The 16,624-nt window shown below is 73.0% G+C and carries 11 protein-coding genes; 7 read left to right on the top strand and 4 right to left on the bottom strand.

What is annotated here, in order from left to right; genetic code table 11:
- Window positions 1-36: 36 nt before the first annotated feature.
- Together JOD49_RS17300 and JOD49_RS17295 are read right to left on the bottom strand one after the other, a co-directional pair.
- Window positions 37-1,014, bottom strand: a complete 978-nt coding sequence (locus tag JOD49_RS17300) for an electron transfer flavoprotein subunit alpha/FixB family protein (protein WP_205308271.1) — start codon at window positions 1,012-1,014, stop codon at window positions 37-39.
- Window positions 1,015-1,025: 11 nt separating this feature from the next.
- On the bottom strand, window positions 1,026-1,835 hold the full coding sequence (locus JOD49_RS17295; protein ID WP_205308270.1) for an electron transfer flavoprotein subunit beta/FixA family protein: 810 nt from the start codon (window positions 1,833-1,835) through the stop codon (window positions 1,026-1,028).
- A gap of 182 nt (window positions 1,836-2,017) precedes the next feature.
- On the opposite strand from JOD49_RS17295, the gene glgX reads away from it, so the two are divergent.
- Both glgX and JOD49_RS17285 read left to right on the top strand, forming a co-directional pair.
- Window positions 2,018-4,345: a glycogen debranching protein GlgX gene (glgX, locus tag JOD49_RS17290; RefSeq protein WP_205308269.1), complete on the top strand. Its 2,328-nt coding sequence runs from the start codon at window positions 2,018-2,020 to the stop codon at window positions 4,343-4,345.
- A gap of 89 nt (window positions 4,346-4,434) precedes the next feature.
- Complete coding sequence (locus JOD49_RS17285) at window positions 4,435-6,207, top strand: FAD-binding dehydrogenase (protein WP_205308268.1); 1,773 nt, start codon at window positions 4,435-4,437, stop codon at window positions 6,205-6,207.
- 43 nt (window positions 6,208-6,250) lie between these two features.
- On the opposite strand, the gene JOD49_RS17280 is transcribed toward JOD49_RS17285, so the two are convergent.
- Entirely contained in the window at window positions 6,251-7,012 is a 762-nt protein-coding gene (locus tag JOD49_RS17280; protein WP_205308267.1) for a hypothetical protein, read from the bottom strand.
- A 64-nt stretch (window positions 7,013-7,076) separates the two neighbouring features.
- Between JOD49_RS17280 and JOD49_RS17275 the strand changes: the two genes are divergently transcribed.
- From JOD49_RS17275 to JOD49_RS17265, 3 genes are all read left to right on the top strand, one after another.
- Window positions 7,077-8,240, top strand: a complete 1,164-nt coding sequence (locus tag JOD49_RS17275; protein ID WP_205308266.1) for a hypothetical protein — start codon at window positions 7,077-7,079, stop codon at window positions 8,238-8,240.
- Window positions 8,237-8,671: a hypothetical protein gene (locus JOD49_RS17270; RefSeq protein WP_205308265.1), complete on the top strand. Its 435-nt coding sequence runs from the start codon at window positions 8,237-8,239 to the stop codon at window positions 8,669-8,671. Before JOD49_RS17275 ends, JOD49_RS17270 begins: the two co-directional genes overlap by 4 nt.
- A gap of 173 nt (window positions 8,672-8,844) precedes the next feature.
- Window positions 8,845-9,771 carry a hypothetical protein gene (locus tag JOD49_RS17265; RefSeq protein WP_205308264.1) on the top strand — a complete coding sequence of 309 codons (927 nt, stop codon included), beginning with the start codon at window positions 8,845-8,847 and terminating at the stop codon, window positions 9,769-9,771.
- A 54-nt stretch (window positions 9,772-9,825) separates the two neighbouring features.
- Here JOD49_RS17265 and glgP read toward each other — a convergent pair whose 3' ends face one another.
- Window positions 9,826-12,411: an alpha-glucan family phosphorylase gene (gene glgP / locus JOD49_RS17260; protein WP_205308263.1), complete on the bottom strand. Its 2,586-nt coding sequence runs from the start codon at window positions 12,409-12,411 to the stop codon at window positions 9,826-9,828.
- 190 nt (window positions 12,412-12,601) lie between these two features.
- Here glgP and JOD49_RS17255 point away from each other — a divergent pair, with 190 nt between their 5' ends.
- Window positions 12,602-14,743, top strand: a complete 2,142-nt coding sequence (locus JOD49_RS17255; protein ID WP_372441335.1) for an alpha-1,4-glucan--maltose-1-phosphate maltosyltransferase — start codon at window positions 12,602-12,604, stop codon at window positions 14,741-14,743.
- Window positions 14,740-16,593 (top strand): maltose alpha-D-glucosyltransferase, encoded by a 1,854-nt coding sequence (gene treS / locus JOD49_RS17250; RefSeq protein ID WP_205308262.1) that lies wholly within the window; start codon window positions 14,740-14,742, stop codon window positions 16,591-16,593. Before JOD49_RS17255 ends, treS begins: the two co-directional genes overlap by 4 nt.
- Window positions 16,594-16,624: the final 31 nt, after the last annotated feature.

Genomic DNA, 16,624 nt, shown 5'->3' with positions numbered 1-16,624 from the left:
CGAGCCCGCCGGGGCGTGTCGAAGGTGCGTCGAGCGTCAGCCCTTGTGCTCCCGCAGGACCTGCGCGGCCTGCGGCAGGACCTCGGCCAGGTCGCCCACGACCGCGAAGTCCGCGATCTCGAACAGCGGGCTGTCGGAGTCGTTGTTGACGGCCACGATGACCTGCGACGCCTGCATGCCGCCACGGTGGTGCGGGGCCCCCGAGATCCCGGCGCCGATGTACAGGCGCGGCGCGATCGTCACACCCGTCTGGCCGATGAAGGTGTCGAACCAGCCCTCGTAGACCGCGTCACGCGTCGCCCCGACGGCCGCGCCGAGCACGTCGGCGAGATCCTCGATCGGCCCGAAGTCGCCGTCGGTGCCGCGACCGCCCGCGACGACCGTCGCGGCCTCGGCGAGCGCGGGACGTCCGCCCTCTACGACCGGCTTCTCCTCACGGGACACGACCGTGACCGTGGTCGCCGACGCCGGCACCTCGACGGGGAACCCGATGACCTCGGTCTGGACCGAGGACTCGGCGGGCTCCGGGACGACGGAGTTGGCGCGGACCGTGAACACGGCCTGCTCGGTGACGACCTCGCACGAGGTGTCCCACGAGCCCGCGAAGACCCGCTTGTAGCCGACGGCCTTGCCGTCCTCGGCCCGGACGGCTGCCGCGTCGATCACGAGGCCGGCACCGAGCGCGTAGGCCAGGCGGGCGGCGGCCTCCTTGTTGGGGAACGTCGCCGAGAGCAGCACGATGTCCGCGTTCGCACGGCGCACCGCGGTCTCGAGGGTCGCCGACACGACGGCCGTGAGGTGCGCGGCGTCCGAGCTCACGGACGTGGGGAGCTCGGCCTGGAGGACCGTGTCGACACCGTAGGCGCCGAGCTGGGCGAGCGTCGTGACGCTCGGGCTGCCGAGCGTCACGGCCTTGGGCCGACCGAGGCTGCGGGCGATGGTCAGGAGCTCGAGGGCCGCGGAACGCAGCTGCGTCTCCGGGGAGTCGAGCAGGACGAGGACGTTGGTGGTCACGGTGTTCCCTCTCAGACCAGGTCGTTACGGATGAGGAACTCGGCCAGCGCGCGGCCGCCCTCGCCCTTGTCGACGACGACCTCGACCTCGGGGCGCGGCGGGCGCGGGGTGGCGGCCAGGACACGGGTGCGGGCTCCGGCGTCACCCACGGTCGCGGGGTCGAGCCCCAGGGTCGCGAGGTCCCAGACCTCGATCGGCTGCGTCCGCGCAGCCATGATGAGCTTGAAGTTGGGGAAGCGCGGCCAGTTGGCGTGGTCGGTCACGCTGACCACGGCGGGCAGCGGGGCCGAGAGCACCTCGAGCGCGTCGTCCAGCTCACGCGTGACCTGGGCCGTGCGGGCCTCGGTGTCGACCTCGAGCTTGCCCGCGAGCGTGAGCTGCGGCAGGTCGAGCTCGGCCGCGAGCAGCACGGGGACCACGGACCCCAGCCCGTCGAGGGCCGCCATGCCCGTCAGGACGAGGTCGACCTGCCCCTCCTCCTCGATCTTGCGGATCGCCGCGGCGAGCGTCGCGACCGTCCCGAAGTAGTCCGAGCCCGCGAGCGCCTCGTCGCTCACGCGCACGCCGCGGCCGACGCCCATCTGGTACGCCTTGCGGATCGCGGTGTCGGCCTCGGGGCCGGCCATGGTCAGCACGACGACCTCGGAGGTCTCCTGCTCGGCCGCCGGCAGCGACTCGACGATGCGCAGCGCGGCCTCGATGGCGTTCTCGTCGAGCTCGTTGAGGGTCCCCTCCTCGGACGATCGCACCACTCGTCCGGCGTCGAACCGCCGGTCGGCGTGGATATCGGGAACGTACTTGACGGCGACGACGATCCTCATCGTGATGTGCTCCGTGGTTGGGACGACGGTGGACCCGGGTGGTACCCGCACGCCACAGCCCTTCGGAGAAAGGTGTGGCACAGGCGAAACCCTACCGGCCAGCGCCGCGCAACCGGGTGAGATCTCGCGCACGACCACCTGGTGAGCACAAGCCGTCCACAGGCGGGCCGCACAATGGAGAGGTGCAAGCGCTTGCCCCTCCCCCACGCCCCCGCCCCACGCCCGGACCGGTCCCGCCGCTCGGCGTGCATCTCGCCGGTGACGGCGTCGACGTCGCCGTGCTCGCCTCGCACGCGAGCGCCGTCGACCTGTGCCTGCTCGACGTCTCGTCCGACGGCGAGATCCACGAACGTCGCGTCGCTCTCGGCGGCCCGACCCACGGGGTCTGGCACGGGCACGTCGCCGGCGTGCGCGAGGGGCAGCGCTACGGCTTCCGGGCCCATGGCCCGTGGGACCCGGCGGCCGGCTTCCGGTACAACCCCGCGAAGCTCCTGCTCGACCCGTACGCACGGGGGATCGTGGGCGAGCTCGACGACGACCCGTCCACACGCGGCCACGTCGTCGAGCGCGACGCCTCCGGTGCGCTCGTGGGTGACGCCCGTGGGCCGGCCGACCCCCGCGACTCGGCGGCGCACGTGCCGCACTCGGTCGTCGTCGCCCCCCGCACGGGGCACGAGCCCGTACGCAGGCCGCACGTGCCCTGGGCGGACACGGTCGTCTACGAGGCCCACGTCCGTGGCCTGACCCAGCAGCTCGACGCCGTGCCCGAGGACCTGCGCGGCACGTACGCGGGGCTCGCGCACCCCGCCACGATCGCGCATCTGAAGTCCTTGGGCGTCACGACCGTCGAGCTCCTGCCCATCCACGCGTTCCTGACCGAACCGCACCTCCTGGCCAAGGGACTCACCAACTACTGGGGCTACTCGACCGCGGGGTTCTTCGCCCCCCACGCCCCGTACGCGACCCGCGCCGCACAGGAGGCCGGGGCGGGCGCCGTCGTCGACGAGGTCCGCGGCATGGTGCACCTGCTGCACGAGGCAGGGCTCGAGGTCCTCCTCGACGTCGTGCACAACCACACGTGCGAGGGCGGGGTCGACGGGCCGCACCTGTCGTGGCGCGGCCTCGACAACCCCGTCCACTACCTGCACGACGGCGCGTCCCCGGCCGTGCTCGCGGACGTCACCGGGACGGGGAACAGCCTCGACTTCCGCCGCGCCCGCGTGGTGCAGCAGACCCTCGACTCGCTGCGCTACTGGGCGCAGGAGATCGGCGTCGACGGCTTCCGCTTCGACCTCGCCGTGACCCTGGGCCGCGGACCGGCCGGGTTCGACCCCGACCACCCGTTCCTCGTCGCGCTCCAGACCGACCCGGTCCTGAACGGTCTCAAGCTCGTCGCGGAGCCGTGGGACGTCGGCCCCGGCGGCTGGCGCACAGGCCAGTTCCCCGCGCCGATGGCCGAGTGGAACGACCGCTTCCGGGGAGCCGTGCGTCAGTTCTGGCTCGCCGACCCGCGCGAGGCCTCGCACGGGCGCCCCGGCCAGGGTGTGCGCGAGCTCGCGACCCGGCTGGCCGGCTCCGCGGACCTCTTCGGGCACAGCGACCCCCCGCTCATGCGCGGCCCGGTCGCCTCGATCAACTTCGTCACGGCGCACGACGGGTTCACGCTCGCCGACCTCGTCGCCTACGAGCACAAGCACAACGAGGCCAACGGCGAGGGCAACCGCGACGGCAGCGACGACAACCGGTCGTGGAACCACGGGTTCGAGGGGCGCGTCGAGACCGAGGAGGCGACCGTCCCGGGCGAGGGGCTCGACCCGGGGCTCGAGATCGCCCCTCTGCGCCGCCGCTCGATCCGCAACCTCATGGCGACCCAGGTCCTGGCGGCCGGGACGCCCATGCTCACGGCGGGCGACGAGATGGGACGCACCCAGCGCGGCAACAACAACGCGTACTGCCAGGACGGCCCGCTGTCGTGGGTGAGCTGGGACCTGTCGCCCTGGCGCAAGGACCTGCTCGCGACCACGACCCATCTCCTGGGCCTGCGTCGCGAGCACGCCGCGCTGCGCAGCGAGACGTTCTTCCACGGCCGCCCCCGGCACTCGGCGCAGGACGCGGTGCCGGACCTCGCGTGGTTCGACGCCGCGGGGCGCACCCTCGACCACGCGGCCTGGCACGACCCCGGGTTCCGGGTCCTGCAGATGCTGCGCACCGGGCCGCGGACCGGTGACCGTGACGTGCTCCTGGTGCTCAACGGTGCGCTCGACACGGTCGAGGTCGCGCTCGCGGAGGTGCCGGGGCGCGCTGCCCCCGGGAGCGCCGAGGAGGGCGCGACGACCGGGGCCGACGGGCCGACGGGGAGCACCGGACCGGCCGGGACGCCCGCCTGGGAGCTCGTGTGGGACTCCGACTGGGAGCACCCGGCCGAGTCCGGCGGGGACGCGACCGGCGCCCCGGTGGCGACGGCGCTCCTGGAGCCGCTCAGCCTCCAGGTCTACCTCTCACCGAGGTAGAGGGGTCTCGTCGAGGTAGAGGGCCGCGGACCTCTACCTCGACGACTGCCCTCTACCTCGCGGCGGCGCACGGGGTCTAGTCTCTGCGCATGAGTGACAACGACGTCAGCACCTCCTCCCCGAGCAACGCCGTCCCCGCGGGCACGCCCGCCCACGGGAGCGCTCCCAGCCGGTCCGGGCACGACCACGCCGAGGTCATCGTGGTCGGCGCAGGGCTCTCGGGCCTCGTCGCGGCCACCGAGCTGACGGCTGCGGGGCGCCGCGTGATCCTGCTCGACCAGGAACCCGCCGCGAGCCTGGGCGGCCAGGCCTTCTGGTCGTTCGGCGGCCTCTTCCTGGTCGACTCCCCCGAGCAGCGCCGCATGGGCGTCAAGGACACGCCCGAGCTCGCGCTCGACGACTGGCTCGGGTCGGCGAACTTCGCCCCCGGCGCCGCCGACGGCGAGGGCCCCGACCGTTGGGGCCACGCCTGGGCGCGCGGCTTCGTCGAGTTCGCCGCAGGCGACATGCGTTCGTGGCTGCACGCCAAGGGGGTGCGCTGGTTCCCGCTCGTCCAGTGGGCCGAGCGCGGCGGCCACCCCGCGGGCGGCCACGGCAACAGCGTGCCTCGCTTCCACGTGACCTGGGGAACCGGCCCCGGCATCCTCGAACCCTTCGTCCGCGCGGCCCTCGACGCCCGGGCAGCCGGACTGCTCGACATCCGCTTCCGCCACCGTGTGACAGGACTCGTCGTGACCGACGGCGCCGTCACGGGAGTCCGGGCCGAGGTCCTGGCCGACGACCCGGCCGAGCGCGGCGCCCCCTCGGTGCGCGACGTCGTGGGCGAGGTCGAGCTCTCGGCGAGCGCCGTCGTCGTCGCCTCCGGGGGGATCGGCGCGAACCACGACCTGGTCCGCGCGCACTGGCCCGCGTCGGCCGGCGTGCTGCCCACGCGCATGCTCTCGGGCGTCCCGGACTCGACCGACGGGCTGCTGCTCGGCATCACGCGCGACGCGGGCGCGGCCCTGGTCCACGAGGACCGCATGTGGCACTACCCCGAGGGCATCGCGAACCACTCGCCCGTCTGGACGAACCACGGCATCCGCATCCTGCCCGGCCCGACGTCGCTCTGGGTCGACGCGCACGGCCACCGGCTGCCCTCGCCCCTGTTCCCCGGCTTCGACGCCCTGGGCTCGCTCCAGCACGTCACGGCCCGCGGCGACGACCACTCCTGGTTCGTGCTCAACAAGGCTGTCATGGAGAGCGAGTTCGCCCTGTCGGGCTCGGAGCAGAACCCCGACCTGACCGGCAGGAGCGTGCGGCTCCTGGCGCAGCGGGTGCTGCCCGGGGCCGTGGGTCCCGTGGCGCGGTTCGCGGCCGAGTCGCCCGAGTTCGTGTGGGGAGCGAACCCGACCGAGCTCGCGGCCGGCATGAACGCCCTGACGGCGGCGACCCCGGGCTCGCAGGGCCACATCGACACGGCCGAGCTCGAACGGCTCGTGCGGCTGCGCGACGACCAGGTGCGCTCAGGGCTCGGCAAGGACCACCAGGTCGTCGCGACGGCCATGGCTCGCAAGTTCTTCGTGGACCGCGTCATCCGGGTGTCGCCGCCGCGCCCGCTCACTACACCCAAGGACGGCCCGATGCTCGCGGTACGGCTCTCCGTCCTGACCCGCAAGACGCTCGGCGGCCTGCACACCGACACCGACGGGCGCGTGCTGCGTCCCGACGGCTCGGTCTTCGAGGGCCTGTACGCCGCGGGCGAGGCGGCCGGGTTCGGGGGCGGCGGCGTGCACGGGCACCGGGCCCTCGAGGGGACGTTCCTCGGCGGGTGCCTGTTCTCGGGTCGGACCGTGGGGCGGGCGCTCGCGCGGAGCCTCTAGGCCGGCGGGACGGCCCGGTTCCGGGGCAGGAGGACCGCGCCCGTCACCAGTCCGCGGGCATCTGCACCGGGTCGTCCGGGCTCACGCGCGACGCGCGCAGCCCGGGCACCCCGAGCAGGGCGGCGACGATCTCCTCGCTGCCCCCGAGATCGGTGGCCACGGTGTCGAGCTCGGTGCACACGAACCACGACCGGTCGTCCGGCCACCACAGCGTGGGCGACTGGTCGAGCGACGCGAACGCCGCCGCAGCCGTGAGCGGGCCGTGCCACAGGTGGTAGTCGCGGTGCGGCAGCGCGAGCGTCGGTGCCGCCGGCCGCTCGACCTGGTGCGCGGCCCGCAGCGCTCGCACCCGGGCGTCGGCCTGGGCCTGGGCCAGCGCGAACGACGAGCCGGGCGCGTCCCCCTCGCCCACGTCGTCGATCCCGAACGAGAGCAGGGCGAACGACGTCGAGTCCTCGGGACGTGTCCCGTGGTCGTACAGCCACCCGTACCCGGTCCACAGCGCGAAGTGGCACAGCTGGTCGCCCGTGAACGGCGCGAGGGCGGCGAGGAGAAGGTCCATCTGCTCGGGCCTCGACCGCCTGCCCCCCAGGTAGAGAGACCCCAGAGCCTCGTCCTCGTCGGACCACTCGGGCACGTCGGGGACGCGCACGTACGCGGCATAGCCCGACGGGACGCACGCCCCGACGGTCCCCCACTCGCCCAGGCGAGGCCCGATCCAGTCGCCGGCCGACGCGTCCTCGTCCCACGCGACCCCGCCGAAGGGCGGGGGAAGGTCCGGGAGGTGAGCGGCGTCGTCGGGCATGAGGCGAACGTAGCCGCGGCGAGGCCGCCCGGCCACCGGTCGCACGCGCCGGTACGCTCCCCGCATGACCCCGCCCGACGACGCCGCTCCCCCCGGTCCCCCGGCCGCCGGGCCGGCGGTGGCCCACCTCGACGTCGCCGGGTGCGAACGCGTGCTGCGACGCAACGGCCTGCCCCTGCTCCTCGAGGACCACTCGGCGCGGCGCGACGTGTTCGGGCGGTCGGCGCCCTTCCTCGTGGTCGTGCTGCTGCTCGAGCTCACCGGCGCCGTGAGCCTCGGATGGCCCTGGTGGGGCAACGTGCTCGCGGTGGTCGGCGGGGCGGCGCTGGTCGCCGCGGCCTACGCGGGGCTCAACGCGCTGCGCGGCCGACGCTGGTCGATGCTGCCGCAGGACGTCGGCGGACCCGAGCTCGCGTTCTTCGTGCTCGTGCCCGCGGTGCTGCCCGTGGTCTTCGGGGGCGCGTGGCAGGCCGCCCTGGTCACCGCGGGCGGGAACCTGGCACTCCTGGGGCTCGTGTGGGTCGTGGTCGCCTACGGCGTCGGCTCGTCGCTGTGGTGGGGGCTCGCGCGCATCGCCGACGAGCTCGGGGCCTCGCTGATGCGGCTCGTGCGGCTCCTGCCGCTGCTCATGGTCTTCTCGCTCGTGCTGTTCTACAACGCCGAGGTGTGGCAGGTCTTCAGCCGGGTCGGCGGGGCGGCCGGGCTGATCCTCGGGGCGTTCTTCGCTGGCCTCGTCGTGCTGTTCGTGGGGCTGCGCCTGCCGACCGAGGCGCGCAACGCGCTGCGCACGGCAGCCGAGGGGGTGCCGGGGGCCTCGGACCTGCCGCCCCTGACCCGCAGCCAGCGGTTCAACGTGGCCGCGATGATCGGTGTCTCCCAGCTCCTGCAGGTGCTCGTGGTCAGTGCGGGTATGGGGATCTTCTTCGTCGCGCTCGGGACCCTGACCGTGACGCCCGAGGTCATGGACCTGTGGGGCATCGACGGGCAGCGCGTGCTGCTGACGTTCGACCTCTCCGGGACGACGCTCGTGGTCACGCAGGTGCTCGTGCGCGTGTCCGTGGCCATCGCCACCTTCACCGGGCTGTACTACGCGATCTCGGTGCAGGTCGACGCGGTGTACCGCGAGGAGTTCGTCGAGGGGATCGGGGAGCAGCTCCGGGAGGTGCTCGCGACGAGGGTGCGGTACGTGGGGCTGCTCGACGGTGCGTCCCGGGTGGCCGGGTCGTGAGGCGCGCACTCCGCACGTCGCTGCTGACTGCGGCTCTCGTCCTGGTCGCTGCAGGATGCAGCGGGAAGGAGGCCGACGCGCCGAGACCGCAAGGGGCCGCTGACCTCAGCGAGGCCATCATCGACACCGCCGGGGCCGGGGGACCCCTCGTCCTCGCGGACGCGACGGACTTCACCTGGGACGAGGTCGCGCTCTTCCACCAGGGAACGACGGTCGAGGAGATCGAGCGGGTCGTGGGCGACACGGGGCTCGACGGGAAGCGCTTCACCGATCCGACGGACCTCTTCGTCTTCCGCGACGGAGGGCAGGTCGTGCGTCTCCTGGTCACCCACCCGGACGTCTTCACGGGGGACTACGGGGTGCTGGTCGACGAGAGCGCGGTCGTGGAACAGGACCCCTCACGCCCCGGCTACGTGCGACTGGCCGGCTGAGTACGCGCCGCGAGGTGCGCGCCGCGGTGTGCGCGCCCGCGAGATAGAGGCCTGACGTCGAGGTAGAGGTCTGCTGGCCTCTACCTCGACGAGATCCCTCTATCTCGCGAGCGGCTGTCCACAGATTCGTCCGGGGGCCTCCACCAGCCGCAGCCGACCACCACAGTGGGCGCATGCTCTCGACCTCTCGGCCGGCACTTCCCCGGCTCCACCCCACTTCCGCGTTCACGCGCGCGGACCTCCAGGCCGGACTGGCCGACGGCACGCTCGTGCGCGTGCGGCGCGGCATCGTCGCCAGGACGAGCCCGGGTCCCGGTCGCCGGGAACGGTTGGTGCTCGCTCGGGGGGCCGCGTTCGCCCGAGCCGCCACGACCGACTTCTGGCTCAGCCACTCGACGGCGGCCGTGCTCTGGGGATGCTGGACCTACCGCCTCCGAGACCGAGCAGACGTCATCCAGCTCACCCCGCCGAGCACCGTGCGCCGGGGCGGCGACCCGGTCCACCTGGTCGCGAGGCACTGGACCCGACTCCCCGAGCGCGACCGCACAGTTCTGAAGGGCCTCCCGGTGACGACGCTCGAGCGCACGGTCGTGGACTGTGCACGCACGCTGCGCGGGGCCGGGGCCCTCGTCGTGGCCGACTCGGGCTTGGGGCTCGGCGCGGATGCCGCGCTCGTCGACGAGGTCCTCGCCGAGGCGGCCGGACGACGAGGCGTCCGGCAGGCACGCACCGTCCTCGCCCTCGCCGACGGAGCATCCGAGTCGCCCGGAGAGTCGGTCGTGCGATGGCTCGTCCACGAGGCAGGCCTTCCGGCCCTCGATCTGCAGGTCCCGGTGAGCACGTGGGCGGGCTCGTTCCGGCTCGACCTCGGCTGGCCGGACCTCAAGGTCGCCATCGAGTTCGACGGCGCGGTGAAGTACACGGTCCTGGCCGACGGCGACGCGACCGCCCGGTTCATGGCCGAGAAGCAGCGTCACGACGCCCTCGTCGAGGCCGGGTGGCTCGTGCTCCGGGTGACGTGGGCCGACCTCGCGCACCCCGACCGGTTGATCGGACGGATCGTCCACGCCCGTCGAGGTAGAGGCCTGCCGTCGAGGTAGAGGCCTGCAACCCATGGTTCGGGTGGCAGACCTCTACCGCGGCAGCCAGCCAGGTCAGGCGTTCGCGACCAGCCCCAGCTCCGCGACGCTCGCCAGGCCCTCGTGCTTGGGCACGATCCGCACGGTGTACCCGAACGGTCCCGACGCCTCGAGGCGCACCGACCCGGCGAACGCCGCCCGCCCGGCCTCGTACGTCTCGGCGAGCGCGAGCGGCTCGACCGTGAAGGACTCGATCACGTCGGCCTCGGTCACGCGGCCGTGGACCACCTGCACCTCGACGTCGTCGGGCGCCAGGTCTCCCAACGACACGTAGGCCCTGACCGACAGGAGGTCGCCCACCTGGGGCACCTCGCGCACCCCGCTCGACTCGACGTGGTCGACGCGCACGTGCGACCAGTCGCCGCGCACGTGCTGCTTCCAGGCCGCGAGCTCCCGGGCGGGCTCGAAGCCCGGCCCGTTGAGCGTGCGTCCCGCGACCGCGGCGGGGCCGTACAGGCGGTGCACGTAGTCGGCGACCATGCGCGTGGCCTGGACCTTGGGGCCGAGGGTCGCGAGCGTGTGCCGCACCATCTGGAGCCAGCGGACCGGCACACCCCGCTCGTCACGGTCGTAGAAACGAGCCGCGACCTGGGTCTCGATGAGGTCGTACAGCGCGGCGGCCTCGAGGTCGTCGCGGCGCTCGGTGTCCTCGACGCCGTCGGCCGTGGGGATGGCCCAGCCGTTCTCGCCGTCGTACCACTCGTCCCACCACCCGTCGAGGATCGACAGGTTGAGCCCGCCGTTGAGCGCGGACTTCATGCCCGACGTGCCGCTGGCCTCGAGCGGGCGCAACGGGTTGTTGAGCCACACGTCGCAGCCCGGGTAGAGGGACTGCGCCATGCCGATGTCGTAGTTCGGCAGGAACACGATGCGCCCGCGCACGTCGTGCTCGTCGGTGAACCGGACGAGCTGCTGGATGAGCCGCTTGCCCTGGTCGTCGGCGGGGTGGGACTTGCCGGCGACGATGAGCTGGACGGGCCGCTCGGGGTCGAGCAGCAGCGAACGCAGCCGGTCGGGGTCGCGCAGCATGAGCGTCAGGCGCTTGTACGTGGGCACGCGGCGCGCGAACCCGATGGTCAGGACGTCGGGCGAGAGCGCGTCGTCGACCCAGCCGAGCTCGGCGGGGCTGGCCCCGCGCTCGCGCCAGGACCTGCGCAGCCGGTTGCGGGCCTCGTCGACGAGCTGTCCACGCAGCTCGCGGCGCATGCCCCACAGCTCCTCGTCGCTCACGCCCGCAGGGTCGAGCCAGCCCGACGACGCAGCGTCGGCCGTGAGCTCGTCGAGCCCGAGGCGCTCGGCCTCGAGGGTCGCCAGGCGCGGGTCGACCCAGGTGGGTGAGTGCACGCCGTTGGTCACGGACGTGATGGGGACCTCGCGCTCGTCGAATCCCGGCCACAGGCCGTTGAACATGCCGCGCGAGACCTCGCCGTGCAGGAGCGAGACGCCGTTGGCGCGACCGCCCAGGCGAAGGCCCATGACGGCCATGTTGAACACGGTGGGGTCGCCGCCGTCGTAGTCCTCGGCGCCCAGCGCGAGGACCTGGTCGACGTCGATCCCGGGGATCTGGTTGTCGCCGCCGAAGTACTGCCCGATGAGGTCGCGGCCGAACCGGTCGATGCCCGCGGGGACGGGCGTGTGGGTCGTGAACACGGTCGCGGCGCGCACGGCCTCGAGGGCCGCGTCGAACGTCAGTCCCGCGCCGGTCACGAGCTCACGGATGCGCTCGACGCCGAGGAACCCGGCGTGGCCCTCGTTGGTGTGGTAGACCTCGGGCTCAGGGGCTCCGGTCAGGCGCGACCACAGGCGCAGCGCCCGCACCCCGCCCACGCCGAGCAGCAGCTCCTGCTGGAGCCGGTGCTCGCCGCCGCCACCGTAGAGGCGGTCGGTGACCTTGCGTGCGGCCTCGTCGTTGCCGGGCACGTTCGAGTCGAGGAGCAGCAGCGGCACGCGGCCGACCGCCGCGACCCACACGTGCGCGTGCAGCACGCGACCGCCCGGCAGGTCGATCGAGACGCGCGCGGGGGTGCCGTCGTCCTCGCGCAGGATCGTCAGGGGCAGACCGTCGGGGTCGAGCAGCGGGTAGGTCTCGACCTGCCAGCCGTCGCGCGTGAGGGACTGACGGAAGTAGCCCGCGCCGTAGAGCAGCCCGACACCGACGATGGGCACGCCCAGGTCGGACGCGCTCTTGAGGTGGTCGCCCGCGAGGATGCCGAGGCCGCCCGAGTACTGCGGCAGGACCGAGGTGATGCCGTACTCCGGGGAGAAGTAGGCGATGGCCTCCGGGAGCGCCTCGCCGCCCGCGGCCTGCTCCTGGTACCAGAGCGGTTCCTGGAGGTAGCGGTGCAGGTCGGCTGCTGCCGCGCGGACGCGGCTCACGAACTCCTCGTCGGCCGCGAGCGCCGCGAGGCGGTCCGGCCCCAGTGCGCCGAGGAGCGCCACGGGGTCGCGCTTCACGGACTCCCACAGCTGCGGGTCGATCCCGGAGAAGAGCTCGCGCGTGGCGGTGTGCCAGGACCAGCGCAGGTTGAGGGACAGCTCGTCGAGGTCGTGCAGCTCGGCGGGCAGGACGGTGCGGACGGTGAAACGTCTGATCGCTCTCACGGGTCCGACAGTACGCAACTGCGGGCTGCTGTACACCCTTTACCTACCCTGTGCGCAGGATGCTCGGACGCTCTTTCACCCGTCGGCAGCCCGTCGGCGGCCGGTCGGCCGAGGCGGCCGAGGCCGCGGGTTGTGCGCCACACCCGCTCAGCGGGTGCCGCACCTGGCCCGCGCTCGATACCTTGTGCTCGTGCCTGAGAACTTCACGACCCCTGTGCCCCCCGCACGGTCGACCACGTCGACCGCTCCCTCGCTCGTGTCCTCCCCCGCTCCCGCGACGGCTCCGCCGGCCGCAGCGGCGCTCGGCCCCGTGACCGCTCCTCCCATCGCTCCGGCCGCCCCGATCGGGCGCATCCCGGTCGTCGAGGTGTCGCCCGTGGTCGAGGGGGGCCGCTGGCCCGCGAAGGCCGTGGTCGGGGAGGTCGTGCCGGTCGAGGCCACGGTGTTCCGCGAGGGGCACGACGCCGTCGCGGCGACCGCGGTGCTCGTCGCCCCGGACGGCAGCGACCACTCGTGGGCACGCATGGTCGACGTCGCGCCGGGCCTCGACCGGTTCCGCGCGACGCTCTCCCCCGATGCCCCGGGCGCGTGGTCGTTCCGCGTCGAGGCGTGGTCCGACCCGTACGGCACGTGGGCGCACGACGCGGCGATCAAGGTCGCGGCGGGCATCGACGTCGAGCTCATGCTCGCCGAGGGCGTCGCGCTCTTCGGGCGCATCACTGCCCTGGAGGGCCTGAGCCCGCAGGACGCGAAGACCCTGCACGACGGCGCCGCGGCCCTCGCGGACCCGTCGCGCCCGTCCCCGGCGCGGCTCGCGGCAGCCCTGTCGCCCGAGGTGCGCGACGCCCTGGGCCGCACTCCCCTGCGGGACCACGTGACGCCGTCGGGCACGTATCCCCTGCAGGTCGACCGGCCGCTCGCGCTCGCCGGTGCCTGGTACGAGATGTTCCCGCGCTCCGAGGGCGCACGGCGCCTCAAGGACGGGACGTGGCGGTCCGGGACGTTCACGACCGCGGCCCGGCGCCTGCCCGCGATCGCCGCGATGGGCTTCGACATGGTCTACCTGACGCCCGTGCACCCCATCGGGACCACGCACCGCAAGGGCCGCAACAACTCGTTGACCGCACTGCCGGGCGACCCGGGGTCGCCCTACGCGATCGGCTCGAAGGACGGCGGGCACGACGCGATCCACCCCGAGCTGGGCAGCGAGCGCACGTTCAAGGCGTTCGTGAAGGAGGCCCGGCGCCTGGGCATGGAGGTCGCTCTCGACCTCGCGCTCCAGTGCTCGCCGGACCACCCGTGGGTCACCGAGCACCCCGAGTGGTTCACGACGCGCGTCGACGGCTCGATCGCGTACGCCGAGAACCCGCCCAAGAAGTACCAGGACATCTACCCGCTCAACTTCGACAACGACCCGGCGGGCATCTACGCCGAGGTGCTGCGCGTCGTGCGGGTGTGGATCGCACGCGGCGTCACGGCGTTCCGCGTCGACAACCCGCACACCAAGCCCCTGCCGTTCTGGGAGTGGCTGCTGGCCGAGGTCCGTGCGACGAACCCCGAGGTGATCTTCCTGTCGGAGGCGTTCACCAAGCCCGCGATGATGCACACGCTCGCGCGCATCGGGTTCCACCAGTCGTACACGTACTTCACGTGGCGCAACGAGAAGACCGAGCTCGCGGAGTACCTGGCCGAGGTCTCGGGGCCCGCGGGGTCCTACATGCGCCCGAGCTTCTGGCCCACGACGCACGACATCCTGCCGCCCTACCTGCAGCACGGCGGGGTCGCGGGCTTCGCGGTACGCGCGGTGCTCGCGGCGCTCGGCTCGCCCACGTGGGGCATCTACTCGGGCTACGAGCTCGTCGAGAACGTGCCTCGCCCCGGGGTCGAGGAGCAGATCGACAACGAGAAGTACGAGTACAAGCCGCGCGACTGGGCGCGCGCCGAGGAGATCGGCATCTCGACGCTCCTGACACGGCTCAACGAGGTGCGTCGCGAGCACCCCTCGCTGCGCCAGCTCCGCAACCTCACGGTCCACCCCACGAGCAACGACCGGGTCCTCGCGTTCTCCCGGCACCTGCCCGAACGGGTGTCCGGGACCGGGGCGGTCGAGCCCGCGGACACCGTGATCGTCGTCGTGAACCTGGACCCGTGGGGCACGCAGGAGTCGATGGTGCACCTCGACCTCGCGGCCCTGGGCCTTGCCCCCGAGCACGGGCAGTTCGTGGCGCACGACCTGCTCGCGGGCGTCTCGTACGGGTGGGGCGAGGACGTCTACGTCAAGCTGGTCCCGCAGGAGCAGGTGGCGCACGTCATCCACGTGAGCACACCATGAGCAGCTCGCCGTTCTCGGCACGGGCGCCCGGGCCCGCGGGGGCCACGTCCCCCGCAGGGGCCGTCGGCTCCTCAGCGGGCCCGGGGCCGACCGCGCGCGCCACCGGCCCTGCCGCGGGACCGGCCCCGGTCGCCCCGACGACCGCACCCCTGCCCGTCGGCGCCCTGCCCCCCCGCCGTCAGCCCGCAGCCCCTTCGGCGCAGCGCTCGGGGCTCTCGGCGGACCCGTCCTGGTACAAGACCGCCGTGTTCTACGAGGTCCTGGTCCGCGCGTTCTCGGACTCCTCGGGCGACGGCTCGGGCGACCTGCGCGGGCTGATCGACCGGCTCGACTACCTCCAGTGGCTCGGGATCGACGCCCTGTGGCTGCCCCCGTTCTACCCGTCGCCGCTGCGCGACGGCGGGTACGACGTCGCCGACTACACGGCCATCGCGGGCCAGTACGGCTCGATGGCCGACTTCACCGAGCTCATCGCCGAGGCGCACGCGCGCGGCATCCGGATCGTGATCGACCTCGTCATGAACCACACGAGCGACCAGCACCCGTGGTTCCAGGCGTCGCGCGCCGACCCCGAGGGGCCGTACGGCGACTTCTACGTGTGGAGCGACGACAACACCCGGTACGAGGACGCGCGCATCATCTTCGTGGACACCGAGACGAGCAACTGGACGTTCGACCCGGTCCGGCGCCAGTTCTTCTGGCACCGGTTCTTCTCGCACCAGCCGGACCTCAACTTCGAGAATCCCCGGGTCGCGGACGCGATGCTCGACGTGACCCGGTTCTGGCTCCAGGTGGGCGTCGACGGGTTCCGTCTCGACGCGGTCCCCTACCTGTTCGAGGCCGAGGGCACGAACTGCGAGAACCTGCCCCAGACGCACCGGTTCCTGCGGCGGGTGCGCCAGATGGTCGACGCCGAGTTCCCGGGCCGCATCATCCTCGCGGAGGCGAACCAGTGGCCCGCCGAGGTCGTGGACTACTTCGGCTCCGAGGAGGAGCCCGAGTGCCACATGTGCTTCCACTTCCCGGTCATGCCCCGCATCTTCTACGCGATCCGCGACCAGCGGGCCAACCAGATCGTCGACATCCTGCGCGACACCCCGCCCATCCCGGCGGGCGCGCAGTGGAGCACGTTCCTGCGCAACCACGACGAGCTCACGCTCGAGATGGTCTCGACCGAGGAGCGCGCGTCGATGTACGGGTGGTACGCGCAGGACCCGCGCATGCGTGCGAACGTCGGCATCCGGCGCCGCCTCGCGCCGCTGCTCGACAACTCGCGCAAGGAGGTCGAGCTCGCGCACGCGCTGCTGCTGTCGCTGCCGGGCAGCCCGTGCCTGTACTACGGCGACGAGATCGGGATGGGCGACAACATCTGGCTGCCGGACCGCGACGCGGTGCGCACGCCCATGCAGTGGACCCCGGACCGCAACGCGGGCTTCTCGACCGCCGACCCGGGCAAGCTGTACCTGCCGCCCATCCAGTCGCTCGTGCACAACTACGGGTACGTCAACGTGGAGAACCAGCTCGCGCAGCCGACGTCGTTGCTGCACTGGGTCCACGGCATGCTCGCGGTGCGCAGGCTGCACCCGGCGTTCGGCGACGGCGAGCAGGTCACGCTGAGCACGGACAACGAGTCGGTCCTCGCGTTCCTGCGCCGCAACGCGGCCGAGACGATCCTGTGCGTCGCGAACCTCTCGGCGACCGCCCGCACGGCCACGATCCACCTGCCCGAGCACACGGGCGCGACCCTGACCGACGTGTTCGGCGGGGCCTCGTTCCCCTCGGTGGGCGAGGACGGCGCCGTCGTGATGACATGGGGTTCGAGGGACTTCTACTGGCTCACGGTGTCGTAGGACGCCCTGACCTGCCCGGCAGAAGGAGCTG

The organism is Oerskovia jenensis (genome assembly GCF_016907235.1).
Taxonomy (GTDB): domain Bacteria; phylum Actinomycetota; class Actinomycetes; order Actinomycetales; family Cellulomonadaceae; genus Oerskovia; species Oerskovia jenensis.
This window is presented reverse-complemented; position numbering and strand designations above follow the sequence as displayed.